11 protein-coding genes are annotated in these 14085 nt (G+C 66.1%); 6 read left to right on the forward strand and 5 right to left on the reverse strand.

The window, feature by feature from the left end; translation table 11 throughout:
• Positions 1-43 precede the first annotated feature (43 nt).
• Positions 44-520 carry a hypothetical protein gene (locus BPHY_RS03970; RefSeq protein ID WP_012400195.1) on the reverse strand — a complete coding sequence of 159 codons (477 nt, stop codon included), beginning with the start codon at positions 518-520 and terminating at the stop codon, positions 44-46.
• 548 nt (positions 521-1068) lie between these two features.
• Between BPHY_RS03970 and BPHY_RS03975 the strand changes: the two genes are divergently transcribed.
• Positions 1069-2463, forward strand: coding sequence for a sigma-54 dependent transcriptional regulator (locus tag BPHY_RS03975; RefSeq protein ID WP_012400196.1), 1395 nt, complete (start codon positions 1069-1071; stop codon positions 2461-2463).
• Positions 2464-2691: 228 nt separating this feature from the next.
• Positions 2692-3663 carry a thymidylate synthase gene (locus BPHY_RS03980; RefSeq protein ID WP_012400197.1) on the forward strand — a complete coding sequence of 324 codons (972 nt, stop codon included), beginning with the start codon at positions 2692-2694 and terminating at the stop codon, positions 3661-3663.
• A gap of 87 nt (positions 3664-3750) precedes the next feature.
• Here the strand turns inward: BPHY_RS03980 and BPHY_RS42895 are convergent, their stop codons facing one another.
• Both BPHY_RS42895 and BPHY_RS03990 read right to left on the reverse strand, forming a co-directional pair.
• Positions 3751-6297 carry a DUF6600 domain-containing protein gene (locus BPHY_RS42895; RefSeq protein WP_012400198.1) on the reverse strand — a complete coding sequence of 849 codons (2547 nt, stop codon included), beginning with the start codon at positions 6295-6297 and terminating at the stop codon, positions 3751-3753.
• A 150-nt stretch (positions 6298-6447) separates the two neighbouring features.
• Positions 6448-7164 (reverse strand): ArsR/SmtB family transcription factor, encoded by a 717-nt coding sequence (locus tag BPHY_RS03990; RefSeq protein WP_012400199.1) that lies wholly within the window; start codon positions 7162-7164, stop codon positions 6448-6450.
• Positions 7165-7349: 185 nt separating this feature from the next.
• Between BPHY_RS03990 and BPHY_RS42450 the strand changes: the two genes are divergently transcribed.
• The 4 genes from BPHY_RS42450 to BPHY_RS04005 all read left to right on the forward strand — a co-directional run bounded on the left by BPHY_RS42450 (position 7350) and on the right by BPHY_RS04005 (position 10596).
• A complete protein-coding gene (locus BPHY_RS42450; RefSeq protein WP_012400200.1) occupies positions 7350-7490 on the forward strand; it encodes a hypothetical protein in 141 nt (46 codons plus the stop codon).
• 133 nt (positions 7491-7623) lie between these two features.
• Complete coding sequence (locus BPHY_RS03995) at positions 7624-8883, forward strand: MFS transporter (RefSeq protein ID WP_012400201.1); 1260 nt, start codon at positions 7624-7626, stop codon at positions 8881-8883.
• A 31-nt stretch (positions 8884-8914) separates the two neighbouring features.
• On the forward strand, positions 8915-10006 hold the full coding sequence (locus tag BPHY_RS04000; protein WP_012400202.1) for a GlxA family transcriptional regulator: 1092 nt from the start codon (positions 8915-8917) through the stop codon (positions 10004-10006).
• 83 nt (positions 10007-10089) lie between these two features.
• Positions 10090-10596: an acyl-CoA thioesterase gene (locus BPHY_RS04005; RefSeq protein ID WP_012400203.1), complete on the forward strand. Its 507-nt coding sequence runs from the start codon at positions 10090-10092 to the stop codon at positions 10594-10596.
• Between the two features lie 63 nt (positions 10597-10659).
• Here BPHY_RS04005 and fumC read toward each other — a convergent pair whose 3' ends face one another.
• Positions 10660-12060 carry a class II fumarate hydratase gene (fumC, locus tag BPHY_RS04010; protein ID WP_012400204.1) on the reverse strand — a complete coding sequence of 467 codons (1401 nt, stop codon included), beginning with the start codon at positions 12058-12060 and terminating at the stop codon, positions 10660-10662.
• A gap of 87 nt (positions 12061-12147) precedes the next feature.
• The gene (locus BPHY_RS04015) at positions 12148-13836 is read right to left on the reverse strand and encodes a phospholipase D family protein (RefSeq protein ID WP_012400205.1); all 1689 of its coding nucleotides are present in this window, start codon (positions 13834-13836) and stop codon (positions 12148-12150) included.
• Positions 13837-14085 lie beyond the last annotated feature (249 nt).

The raw sequence follows: 14085 nt of genomic DNA on the forward strand, positions 1-14085 counted from the left end.
CTGCGTCTTGTTTAATCGGTGCGTGCGATGCCGTGACGCCGTGCTACTTCCGCTGGTAGTTCGCGACGTTGCCTTGCGCGGCGTCGATGGGTACGGGCAGCGGCGAGGGCGGAGCGATTTCGTCCCACAGCGTCACCGATGAGCCGTGCATCAACTGCGGCGGCGCCGCGACCATCACCATGTCCGCGGCGCCGCCGCGCTGGCGCGACAACATCTGGTCGTCGAGCGCGATGCCGTTCGTCGCCGCGCCGTCGGCGGGCACGTTCAGCACCTGCGCGCCGTTTAAATCGGTTTCACCGGCGATCACCGCCGTATCGGAAGCTGCCGCCGCGTTCAATGTTTTATCTGCGGCAGGGTCCGTGGACTGTTGCGCGGCCGACAGAGCCTGTGCGGCGGCGCTCATGGATTTCTGCGCGATCGCGCAGGCGGGCAGCGCTGACAGCGCGAAGGCCACGCACACGGCGAAGCCGGCGGGCAGCAGCGGAACCGGGTTCGAGTCGATGCGGAAAACGAGTCGCATGGTGTCTCTCCTAGGTGCGGGAGATTTAGCGAAACATGTGCCATCCGTCGCAATCCATTGCTGCAATTGGGAGGGACTGAAATGGATCGGACGAGGCGCGATCCATTTCGTTCGAAAACGTTTCAGGTCTGAAACCTCAGCCTGAAAACATGCAATTTTCAAATGGATGCGTTAAGTGCAACACGAGCGTAGTACGTCGATAAAAAAGTATGGTGAATGCGCTTCCACCGAATAAATCGCCTCCCAATGAGGGTCCTCATCAGTCGCAAATCCTTGCTGTACAAGGGCTGACGATTTAATTCGCATATTTGTTTTCGGCGGCTCGCGCGTATAGTAAGCTCTCATCGAAGCACACAATTTTAAAAAGCCCAGTACTGGGTCGTTTCAATACACGCGCCGTTTTTCGGGGATCAGCTGTCCGTACGGAATGGAATGGCCGTTCGGTTTTCGCTGTTTGCGAATCCCGTGCGAATAGGCGTGCCTGAAAGCTAAATCCAGATCAGCACATGCCGTCATCCTTAACGTTCGTTGACGAGAGGATCTGAATAATGGAATCCGCCACGCGGCAACTGATTTACGTATCAAGAGATCCCAGCGCTGAGTTGAACACGCGCTTTCATGAGCGCGGGTGGCATGTCGAGGTCGTCGGCTCAGCTCGCGACGCCCGACGCGCCGTGCGCTCGGGGATGGCGGCGGGCGGCCTGCTCGATCTGTCGAGCTGTTTCCAGCAGCACGAAATCGCGGCCTTCGAATCGTGCCTGACCATGCCCAACGTCGGCTGGGTCGCCACCACGATGGCCGGCCAGCTGCAGGACGCTGCATTGCGCCGGCTCGTGCGCGATTACTGTTTCGATTACGTGACCGTGCCTTATTCGGGCGACCGCATCGTCGATTCCGTCGGCCATGCTTACGGCATGGTGTCGCTCGGCGAGCCTGCATCGAACGATGCGTCGCAAGGCGGCTCGGAAGGCGAAATGGTCGGCTCGTGCGACGCGATGCTCGCGCTGTTCCGTTCTATCCGCAAAGTGGCGATGACGGACGCCCCCGTGTTCATCTCGGGTGAATCCGGCACGGGCAAGGAACTCACGGCCGTCGCCATTCACGAGCGCTCGTCGCGCCGCAATGCGCCGTTCATCCCCATCAACTGCGGGGCGATTCCGCCGCATCTGCTGCAATCGGAACTGTTCGGCTACGAGCGCGGGGCCTTCACAGGCGCCAACCAGCGCAAGATCGGCCGCGTCGAAGCGGCGAACGGCGGCACGCTGTTCCTCGATGAAATCGGCGACCTGCCGCTCGAAAGCCAGGCGAGCCTGCTGCGCTTCCTGCAGGAGCGCAAGGTCGAGCGGCTGGGCGGGCACGGCTCGATCGAGGTGGACGTGCGGATCATTTCGGCGACACACGTCGACATGAACACGGCGATGATCGAAGGCCGCTTCCGCTCGGACCTCTATCATCGGCTTTGCGTGCTGCAGATCGATGAGCCGCCGCTGCGCGCGCGCGGCAAGGACATCGAACTGCTTGCGCGGCATATGCTCGAACGTTTCAGGAAAGACGCCAGCCGTCGGCTGCGCGGCTTTGCGCCCGACGCGATTGCGGCGCTCCACAACTACAGCTGGCCGGGTAACGTGCGAGAACTGATCAACCGCGTGCGGCGGGCGATCGTGATGTCGGAAGGGCGGGCCATCACGGCGCGCGATCTCGAACTGGCCGAATACGTGGAGATCGTCCCTGTGTCGCTGGCACAGGCGCGCGAGGCGGCCGAGCGGCAGGCGATCGAGCTGGCCTTGTTGCGTCATCGCGGGCGTCTCGGCGACGCGGCACAGGAACTCGGGATTTCGCGCGTGACGCTGTACCGGCTGTTGTGCTCGCACGGTATGCGGCATATGGAAAGCGAGCCGCTCGCGCAACACGCGGACATGCCGTCGACGATGCCGCATCTGTAAAGCGGCGGGGCGCTGCCCCCCTGCGTGCGAGACTGTCATCGCGAATGAAGCCCGGCCGGCTGGCCGGGCTTTCCTTTCTGCAGCGTCGCAGCGCGGGTGGTTCAAGCCCGGGCATGGAGCGTTCGCCCGTCCGTTCGGCGCGCTCACCTGCGTTCGCCCGGCTTGCTAGAATCGGGGTTTTCCCAAGAACGGTCCGCTGCGCCCGCGCGCCACGCCGAAGGAACCCGTATGAAACAGTACCTCGACCTCGTCCGCACGATCCTCGATACCGGCAGCTGGCAGGAAAACCGCACCGGCATTCGCACGATCAGCATGCCCGGGGCGATGTTGCGTTTCGACCTTCAGCAGGGTTTCCCCGCCGTGACGACGAAGAAGCTCGCGTTCAAGTCGGCGATCGGCGAACTGATCGGTTTTCTGCGTGCGTCCCGGAGCGCCGCCGATTTCCGAGCGCTCGGCTGCAAGGTCTGGGACGCGAACGCGAACGAAAACGCGCAGTGGCTCGCCAACCCGTATCGCGAGGGTCCGGACGATCTCGGCGACGTGTACGGCGTGCAGTGGCGGCGGTGGCCCGCGTACAAGGTGCTCGACGCGACGGCGAGCGCGCAGCTGGAAGACGCGGCCTCGCGCGGCTATGCGCCCGTCACGGAATTCGAAGAGGACGGCATGCGCAAGGTGCTGCTGTACAAGGCGATCGACCAGCTTCGTCAGTGCCTCGACGCGATCATGCACAACCCGTCCGACCGGCGGATCTTGTTTCATGCGTGGAATCCGGCCGTGCTCGAGGAAATCGCACTGCCTGCATGCCATCTGCTGTACCAGTTCCTGCCGAATGCATCGAAGCGCGAGATTTCTCTCTGCCTGTACATCCGCAGCAACGACGTCGGACTCGGCACGCCGTTCAACCTGACGGAAGGGGCCGCGCTGCTGCATCTCGTCGGCCGGCTGACGGGCTATACGCCGCGCTGGTTCACGTATTTCATCGGCGATGCGCATATCTATGAGAACCAGCTCGACATGTTGCAGCAGCAACTGACGCGCGATCCTTACGAGAGCCCGCAGTTTGCGATTTCGGAGCGCGTGCCCGACTACACGAAGACGGGTGTCTACGAGCCCGAGTGGCTGGAGAAGGTGGAGCCGTCCGATTTCTCGCTGGTCGGCTACCGACATCACGAGCCGCTGACGGCGCCGATGGCGATCTGAGCGCAACGGCTGATTGTCCCCGATGTGAAAACGCCCACTGCCATTCGCGGTGGGCGTTTTCATTCGCGGGCGCCATGCGGCGCGGGTTTAGCCGCGATGATGCTCGTCGTGCCCACCGCCCGTCGCGCGTTGTTCCTGATGCGGCTGCGGTTGCGGTTGCGGATGCTGCGCCTGTTGCGGCGGACGAGGTTCCGGACGCGGCTGAGCTTGCGGCTGCGGCTGCGCATGGAACTCCTGTCGCGCTTGCTGTGGCGGCTGCGGCTGCGGGTGGAATTCCTGGCGTGCCTGCGGCTGCGGCTGAGGCTGCGGGTGGAATTCCTGGCGTGCTTGCGGCTGAGGCTGAGGCTGCGGATGAAACTCTTGGCGCGCTTGCTGCTGCGGCCGCGTGTCCGGATGCGGTTGAGGCTGAGCCTGTTGCACTGGCGCGGCCGTCTGCTGTCCGTGCGTGTCCGGCCGATGCGGCGGCTGCACTGGAGCGGCGCCGCCAAAAGCAATCCCAGGCCTCTGCTGCATCCGCTCATGCTGCTCGCTAACCTGTCCTGGTTGCCCAGACGACGGATGCTGTCCGGGCGCCTGTGCCGCGCCGAACTGCTGCGGATTGCCGCGTTGCTGCGCCATCGGCGCGTGTTGTTGGGTCCATGCAGGCTCATGCCGCTGGACCGCCGCCATGTCGGGATGTTGCGCACCATCCGCTTGTCCAGGCTGTTGACGCATATTGCTCAACGGCTGGCCGCCGGCGAATTGAGGCGGACGCGGTACACCGTTGCCTGCCTGCATCGGCATGCCGTGTTGCTGCTGGCCGTTGGCCTGCGGCTCGCCGGCGCCGGGACGCTGACCGCCTGACCCGCCCGCCATCTGCCCCGGCGCGAAGCCCCGTCCCGGAGCGCCTTGCTGTCGTCCCTCCATTTGCGGCATCGGCCCGCTCGGGCGTTGAGCGCCCGGCCCGCCCGCCGTCTGGCCGGGCGCATGCGAATTCACGACGCGAACGTTCGCGACAGGCCCGTTGCCGCCGAGCGTCTTCCCGGAGAAATGCGCCGGCACGGAGGTACGCACGATCGGCTCGCCCGCACCCGGCACACGGCCGTGGCCGCCTTGGCCGAAGTGCTGCGCGAGACGGTCGTGAAACGCAGCCGGGACAGCGGGGCTACGCGTGCCGACGACAGGCCGCGCCATCGCGTTAGCGGGCGGGCGGTAAGCGGCATTGCGCATCCCCGGTCCGAAGCTCTGCTGGACGGGCGCGATGCCCGGCGCCCCCGCATTGAAGCGCGCGTTGTGCCATTGGGCGGGATCGACGCGGTGGGCGAAATGGTTGGTCGGCTGGCCGTGCACGAACGCCGCTGCCGGCATCGCCGTCACGGCGCCCGGCGCACGGTAGTTGATATACGTGTTGTGGACGTTGTTACGGATATCGACGCGGTTGTTGACGATGACCGTGTTGTTCACGCGATCGTAATAACGCGGGCTCCAGTCGTGATCGCGGCCCCAGTGCGGATGCCACGGCTCGCCCGGACCGAGCGCGAACCACGCGAGGCCCGCGGCCGCGACGCCGCCGACGGCCAGATTCACGCTCCAGTCGCTGCCGCCATCGCCGACGAACGCGACGAGGGCAGGGGCGTACACAGGCGGCTCGCTGACGACAGCCTGGCCCGGCACCCACGCCCATGAATCGTCGACATAAGCCCAGCGACCGTAGTGATACGGCGCGAAGCCCCACGGCGCGTCGTCGACCCACGTCCAGCCCCACGGTGCCTGCCAGACCCAGTGACCGTCGCGATACGGAGCCCAGCCTTCGGGCTCCTGATTCGGCACCCACACCTGGCCGTACTGCGGCGTGCTGCGCCAGGTGCCGTTCGCGTCGAGGTCCTGATAGCCGGGCATTTCGCGCGACACATAGCGCGCCGACACCGAGCGGTCCTCGGCGGCGTCGCGGTTCGCGGCCCATTGATCGAACGCGTCGGGTCCAGGCGCGCCGTTGGCGGCCGCCTGCTGCAGGCTCGTGCCCGTGAAGGTGACCTGCTGTCCGGCGCCGATGGGCAGCTGCCCGTTGTCGCCGTAGACGGTTGCGCTGCCGCTGCGCACAGTTACGGTCGTGCTGCTGCCGTCGGGCGCGACGTCGACGCGATAGTCGCCGGGTGTGTTCAGGCCCAGCGCGAGATTCGGCGTGTCGATCTCATACGTCGAACCTGGCGCGATTGCGCGCACGCGCGTCGACAGCGTGCCTTGCGCGACTTTCAGCTGCGCGCTGCTGTCGTCGAGATTCAGGATGTCGAGGCTGGTCTGTTCGCCCATGCGCACGGCTGTCGAGCCGATGTGCAGCTCCGAGCGCGCGTTCCCGGCGTTCCACAACTGGTCGCCCGTCGTGAGCGGCCGGTTGACCTGCGCATACGACCAGTCCGAGGCGCCCGCCGGTTCGGTCGTGACCGTGCCCGCCATGTAATTCAGACGGGCGACGCGTCCGGGCGGATCGCCATCCGGCGCGCTTTGCGCAAAGTTGGCGGGCGGCGGCGCCTGCTGCGCCCAGCTCGGCTGCCACGCGAATGTCGTCAGGGCGCCGGCGACCGCAAGCGCGACGAGCGAGGTGCGACGTGCGCCGCGTCGCGAGGCAGGTTGAGCGTAGGTGGTGAGTGATTTCATGGTTGTCGCTCCATCGGGCGCCGCATCAGGCGACGCCGTGTGAAATGACTCTACCCGCCGCCCCTGTTTCAAGGCGCACTCATTTGTAAGCCATCCAGACGGCGCTGTAACAAAAATTGTTGCGCGTTGCGATCTTGTCAGACGAATCGTTCATCCTCGCGCGAGAAAGGCGTCGAAATGACGATGGCCGGCGGGCGTCACGCGCAGGATTCGCGGCCGATCGGTGCGTTCGACCCATCCCTGTGCCGACCACGAATCGAGCAGCGCCGCGCCGAGCGCGCCGCCGAGATGCGGGCGCCGTTCGCTCCAGTCGGGGCAGGTGCAGGCGAAGCGGCGTCGGCGCGTGCGCTGCTGCGATACGTCGATGCCCCAATCGGCGAGCAGCGCCGTGCCGTTGGAGGTTGCTTCGAGCGCGTCGCCGTGAACGGTCAGCAGGCCGCCGCCGACGAGCCGTTCGTAGACCCGCACGGCCAGTTCGCCCGCCATGTGGTCATAGCAGGTGCGGGCAAAGCGCATATCGACGGGCACGGTACGCGCCGGGCGCGGCACGGGCCGCTGCGGGGCGGCCGCCTGCGCAACGTTGGCGAGCGCCTCGATGGTCGTGGCGATTTCCGGCGATGCGATCCTGAAATAGCGATGCCGTCCGCGCACTTCGAGCGCGAGCAGCCCGCCGTCGGTGAGCCGCGCGAGATGCGCGCTCGCTGCAGACGGCGACAGGCCCGCGATCAGCGTCAGCTCGCCCGCCGGACGCGCGGTCCCGTCCATCAGCGCCCACAGCATCGCGGCCCGGCCCGGATCGGCGAGCAGCGCACCGATCCGGCTCAAGCCGGGGAAGTGATTCGATTCTGAAGGCAGCGCTGCAGTCATAAGCGTCTCCGTGATCGGTTTCTGGCGTCATGCCCACTTTAGGCTTCGTACGCATTGGATGTTTCAGTTTGTCGTGAAGCGTCGCGTGCATTTTCACGTGTGTCCCCCAATCGGGGCAATCTGCGTCCACACGGGCGGCCAGGCTAGAATCGACGAGCCTTTTCCGCTTAACGAACCATGCAGCCATGAAAATCCTGTTTGCCGTGCTTGCCGTTACCGTCCTTTGCAGCGCCTGCGCGCAGGGCGGCCCGGGGCCGTCGTCGGCGGGGTCGGGCAGCATCACCATGTACGGCACGATTGACGAGGGCGTGTCCTTCCACAACTGACACTTCACGCATCGGACAACGCGCGCTGCACGGGCGCGTGCGTGTCTGGCAGAAATTGATGCATCATTGGCTTTCTGCCAACGCAAACGATGTGACGATGCCGACATCGTCACCACCCGCCGCGAGGCCGCCGATGTCGTCATCTTCCACTGCCGCTCCCGCCGTCCGCCCGCTTGTGCCCGCTGGTTATGGCGCCGCGCAAGGCCGCCGCGCCGCGCGGGTGCTGGCCGTCTGCCAGGCTCTCTATACGTCGTCGGTATCGATCGATCTGACGCTCACGGGTCTCGTCGGCTACACACTCGCCGACGACAAGTCGCTCGCCACGCTGCCGTTTTCGCTCATCACCGTCGCCGCGGCGCTGACGACCGTCTTCGCGTCGTTTCTGATGGCGCGCATCGGCCGGCGCGCGGGTTTTCTGCTGGGCGCGGGCATCGGCGCGGCGGGCGGCGCGATCTCGGTGTATGCGATCTTCCACCACAGTTTCTGGGCGTTCTGCGCGGGCACGGCGACCGTCGGCGTCTTTCAGGCGTTCGCGCAGTACTACCGTCTCGCCGCCGCCGACGCCGTTCCTGTCGAAGCGAAGAGCCGTGCGATCTCGACAGTGCTGACGGGCGGTGTCGTGGCCGCCGTACTTGGACCGGCGCTGGCCGCGTGGAGCAAGGGCTGGCTTGCGCCCGTCGCGTTCGCAGGTTCCTATGCGCTCGTCATGGGGCTCGGCCTGCTGTCGGTGCTGCTCGTCGCCGGCCTGTATCGCGATGCCGCGCCGCAGGCGGACGCCACCTCGCACCGCGAACCCGCGCGCCCGTGGCGCGCGATCGTCCGCCAGCCGATCTTCGTCGCGGCGCTGGCGAACAACGCGCTCGGCTACGCCGTGATGATGATCGTGATGACGGCGACGCCGATTGCCGCCGTCGCTTGCGGCCATTCGATCGGCGACGGCGCACAGATCATCCAGTGGCATCTGGTCGGCATGTTCGCGCCGTCGTTTTTCTCGGCGCGCCTGATCGCGCGCTTCGGCGTGCTGCGCGTAATCGGCGCCGGCATTGTGCTGTCCGCGCTGTGCGGCGTCCTCGCGTTGCGCTCGACCGACCTCCCGCATTTCTACGCGGCGCTCGCCTGCCTCGGCGTTGGCTGGAACCTGATGTTCGTCGGCGGCACGACGCTGCTCGCGCAGTCGTACCGGCCGTCCGAGCGCGCGAAGACACAGGCGACCAGCGAGTTCACGACCTTTGCGTTCTCCGCGATCGGCTCGCTGTGCGCCGGGCAGATGCTCGCGCACTTCGGCTGGGCGGCCATCAACGCGGCGATCTTCCCGTTCCTCGCGCTGGCGGCGCTCGCGACGCTGGCGTTCGCGTGGTCGGGCAAGCGCGTGGCGGCGGCGTCGAATCTGTGAGCACTTTCCGATAACGCACGAGGACCCCGCGATGAGCGATACGCCCAACGAAACCGGCCCGCTGGCCAACGATCCGCCCGCGCCCAAAGTTCGCCATGTCGTCTTCGCCGTCGCGCCCCAACTGGTGCTGCTCGACGCATGCGGCCCGCTCGAGGCGTTCCATCGCGCGGAACTGACGGTGCGGGACGCGCGCCGCATGTCCGCCGCATCGCCGGCCTCGCACGAGCCGGTCGCCTATCGCACGACGGTCGCGTCTATCGATGGCGGCATGCTCGACACGTTTCCCGGCTTGCCCGTCGTCACGCAGCGCCTCGATGCGCTCGACGGCGAACCCATCGACACGCTGATCGTGCCCGGCATCCCCGTTGACGATCCCGGCACGTTGCAGCCCGCGCTGATCGACTGGATCGCACGGCGCGCGCCGCACGTTCGGCGCGTCTGCTCGGTCTGCACGGGTGCGTTCTATCTGGCCGCCGCGGGCTTGCTCGATGGGCGCCGCGCGACCACGCACTGGCGCGACGCCGGGCGGCTCGCCGAGCGCTTTGCGCGCGTGCAGGTCGACGCCGAGCCGATTTTCATCCGCGAGCTGCTGCCGGGCAGGGCGGGCGACGACGGACGTTCGATATGGACGTCGGCGGGTGTGACGGCGGGTATCGACCTTGCGCTCGCGCTGATCCAGGAAGACTACGGGCATGCCGTGGCGATGCAGGTGGCGCGGCGGCTGGTCGTGTTCGTCAAACGTCCGGGCGGCCAGTCGCAGTTCAGCGCGGCGCTTGCCGCGCAGACCTCGGCGGGCGGCGCGTTCGACGGCCTGCACGGCTGGATGGCGTCGAACCTGAACGGCGATCTGTCCGTCGAGCGGCTCGCCGAAGAGGCGCGCATGAGTCCGCGTAACTTCGCGCGCCGCTACGTCGACGAAGTGGGACGCACGCCGGCGAAGACGGTATCGGCGATGCGGCTGGAGGCGGCGTCGCGCGCGCTGGCCGAATCGCGCCGTCCGTTGAAGCGGATCGCGCTCGATTGCGGCTTCGGCAGCGAGCAGAACTTGCGGCGCGCCTTCGTGCGCAGTTTCGGCGTGTTGCCGCTCGATTACCGCGAGCGTTTCGCATCGGCGCTGCGCTGAACTGGCCGCGCCGATACCACAGCGGCAGCCTTATTGCGCTCGTATAATCGCCTCCTTTCGATAGCTGTTTGACGGGAGTCAAGATGAGCACGCCAATCGCCGCGCCGCTGGATCGTTCAGAAACCACGTTCCGCTTTCTCGCCGAGCCCACCTCGGTCAATTTCGGCGGCAAGGTGCACGGCGGCGCGCTGATGAAATGGATCGACGAGACCGCGTATGCGTGCTCGGCCGTCTGGTCGGGCCGCTACTGCGTGACGGTCAGCGTCGGCAATATCCGTTTCCGCCGGCCGATCCACGTCGGCAACCTGGTCGAACTGCGCGCGCGCGTCGTCGCAACGGGCCGCACCAGCATGCATATCCACGTGTCCGTCCATGCTGGCGATCCGAAGGGCGGCGAACTGCTGCAAACGACGGACTGCCTTGTCGTGATGGTCGCCGTCAACGAGAACGGCAGCCCCGTGCCCGTGCCGCCGTTCGTGCCGCAGACCGACGAACAGAAGCGTCTCGCGCATTACGCGATGGACGTGAAGGCCGCGCTCGATGCGATCGTCGACCTGAAACCCGAGGAAGTGGCGCAGGGCAAGGTGTAATGCGCCGGGACGGATGCTCTCCCCGCGGTCCCGAACGAGAGCATCCCGGCAATGGAAAGACTTTTAGCGCTTCGCGTTGCCGACCATGTCGTGCGGGCGCACCCATTCGTCGAACTGCTGTTCGGTGACATGGCCGAGCGCCAGCGCGGCCGCCTTCAGCGTCGTGCCTTCCTTGTGCGCTTTCTTTGCGATCTGCGCGGCCCTGTCGTAGCCGATGTGCGGATTGAGCGCCGTCACGAGCATCAGCGATTCGTTGAGCAGCTGGTCGACGCGCTCACGGTTCGGCTCGATCCCGACCGCGCAGTTGTCGTTGAAGCTGTGCATCCCGTCAGCGAGCAGGCGCACCGACTGCAGCACGTTATGCGCGACCATCGGCCGGAATACGTTCAGTTCGAAGTTGCCGCTCGCGCCGCCCACGTTCACGGCGACGTCGTTGCCGAACACCTGGCAGCACAGCATCGTCACCGCTTCCGATTGCGTCGGGTTCACCTTGCCCGGCATGATTGAGCTACCCGGCTCGTTTTCGGGAATCGACAGCTCGCCGAGGCCGCAGCGCGGGCCGCTCGCGAGCCAGCGGATGTCGTTGGCGATCTTCATCATGCTCGCCGCGAGCGTCTTCAATGCGCCGTGCGCGAAGACCAGCGCGTCGGCGGCCGCCATGACCTCGAACTTGTTCGGTGCTGACACGAAGGGCAGGCCCGTCAGCCGTCCGATCGCGGCCGCCACCTCGGCGGCGAACTTCGGATGTGCGTTGAGTCCCGTGCCGACGGCCGTCCCGCCCTGCGCGAGTTCGTACAGATGCGCGAGCGTCGACTCGATGTGCTTTGCGTTCTGGTCGAGCTGCGCGACGTAGCCGGAGAATTCCTGGCCGAGCGTGAGCGGCGTCGCATCCTGCAGGTGCGTGCGGCCGATCTTCACGATATCGGCGAACGCCTTCGACTTGTTATCGAGCGTGTCGCGCAGCGTCCTGAGCGCGGGCAGCAGATGCTTGACGATGCCGACAGCCGCCGCCACATGCATCGCGGTCGGAAACACGTCGTTCGACGATTGCCCGCGATTCACGTCATCGTTCGGATGCACGAGGCGCGCTTCGCCACGCTCGCCGCCCATCAACTCGCTCGCGCGGTTCGCGATCACCTCGTTGAGGTTCATGTTGGTCTGCGTGCCGGAGCCCGTCTGCCAGACCGCGAGCGGGAATTCGTCGGGATGCTTGCCGTCGATGATCTCGTCGGCGGCGGCCATGATCGCTTTCGCCTTGGTCGCGTCGAGCACGCCGAGGCTCAGGTTCACTTCGGCGGCGGCGCGCTTGATGACCGCGAGCGCGGTGATCAGTTCAGGCGACTGCTTCTCCGTCGAAATCTTGAAGTTCTGCAGCGAACGCTGCGTCTGCGCCCCCCACAATTTCGCATTCGGTACGGCGATTTCGCCGAACGTATCGCGTTCCATGCGTACATCTTCGGTCATGTTCTACTCCGCTTGACTGGGTGATCGGAAGGCTTCCGGGAAAGCGGCGCAGCACGCGCTCCTCGACTGCGCCGTATGACTGTGCGGCTATAACTGCTCGTCGACTGGCAGCAACAAGAATAGACCCGTCAGCGCATTGCGGTAAAAGCCCGCGCCAGGATCGAGGTTGTAGCGGTGAATCCGGCCGTTTTCTTCGTCGGTCCAGACGAGCTTCGTTTGCGGCGTGGCCGAATAGCGCAGCACGGCGAGCTCGGCCGGTGTCGCGAGCGTCACGTGATAGCTGACGCCAGGCGACGTTGCCTGGTCGAAGAGATGGGCGACCTGATCCGCGAGCGGCGCGCTGTGGATCACGAGCGCAAGCTCGGTGTTCAGATGCGCGGAGCGTGGATCGAGATTCATCGAGCCTATCACGAGAATCTGGCGATCGATCACGTACGTTTTCGCATGCAGGCTCGCCTTGGATTGCGAGCCGAACAGGCCCGCCTCGGGCGCTTCGATGCCCTGGGTCGGCCTGAACTCATACAACTGCACGCCGCGCTCGAGCAGCGGCACGCGGTACGGACTGTAGCCCGCCTGCACGGCGACGGCGTCCGTCGCGGCGAGCGAATTGGTCAGCACCTTGACGCTCACGCCGCGCTGCACGAGCGCGCCCAGCGCATCGATGCCGGCCTGGTGCGGCACGAAGTACGGCGACGTAATGAGGAATTCGCGCTGCGAGTCGTGCATCAGTTCGACGAGCCGCTGCATCGGCGGGCTCTTGTACTGGTCGGCGGGCAGTTTCATTTTGTCGGGCGAATCGACCTTGAACTCGGCGGGGGCCCACACGAGCTGTAATTCGTTGCTCGCGATCTGAGCGGCGAGCGGCGTCGCGTTCAGCGGCTTCGCGTTGTACGGGTCTGCGTTCTTGCGCCAGTGCGCGCGCAACTCGTCGCGCATCTCGTCGAGATCGTGTGGATCGAATTTTTGCTTGTTCAGCGCGCGCAGCGGGTACGCGTTGCTGTCGTTCCAGTACGCGTCGAAGCTCGCGGAGATGTCGGCCGTGATCGGGCCCGCCGCGAGCACGTCGATATCGCGGAACTGCAGTGTCGGACTTGCGCTGAAGTATTCGTCGCCGAGATTGCGGCCGCCGACGATCGCGATCTGGTTGTCGGCGATCATCGCCTTGTTGTGCATGCGCCGCGTGAATGCGCCGACCTGGGTGAAGAAGTTGCGGCTGCGCTGATAGAAGCTCGTCTGCGCGCTACCGAACGGGTTGAACACGCGAATCTCGATCTTGTCGTGCGAGTTCAGCGCGGCCATCACCCGGTCGATGTCCTTGAAGTTCAGGTCGTCCACCAGCATGCGCACGCGTACGCCGTGATCGGCTGCGTAGAGCGCGGCGCCGAGCAGCAGCTTGCCCGTCGTGTCTTCTTCGGCGATGTAGTACTGCATGTCGAGCGTCCTGGTCGCCGAGCGTGCGAGCGCGATGCGCGTCTGCAGGGCCTCGGCGCCGTCGGACAGCACGCGGAAACCGGATTGGCCCGGATGCGCGGCCTCGGGCGGTGCGAGTGCTGTAGCGAGAGGTGTGGGCTCGCTCGCGGGCAGCGCGTGCGTGACGGGGCGATCGAACGTGTTGGCGGGCGGGCGCGCCGCGCAGGCCGCTAGCAGGAGTGCCGACATGAACCACGCGAACGCGTGCACGGGCAGCGGGCCGGGCGCGTTGCGCGCGAGGGAAAGACGGCGTTGCTGTTGTCGGTGACGCCGTGAGGCGGCGTCGTTCGAATTGTGGGCCGACACGCTGGTTCCTCCACTTGAGCGGCGTCGATGAATGGCGTGGTATCGCCCGTTCGGCGACCGAACGATTCTACGAGGAAACGTTAAAGCGGGTCGGATACCGGCACAAGGCGCTACGCAACGAGCGTGCCCGTTTCGTACGACGCAGGTACGACGCAGGTACGGTGGCCAGCGGTGACGGGCACGTGGGCGGAGGCTGACGCGCAGCGCGCCAGGAGCGCGCCCATTCCTGCCAGCGTCGAGCGCCTGCAA

This window comes from Paraburkholderia phymatum STM815, assembly GCF_000020045.1.
Lineage (GTDB): Bacteria > Pseudomonadota > Gammaproteobacteria > Burkholderiales > Burkholderiaceae > Paraburkholderia > Paraburkholderia phymatum.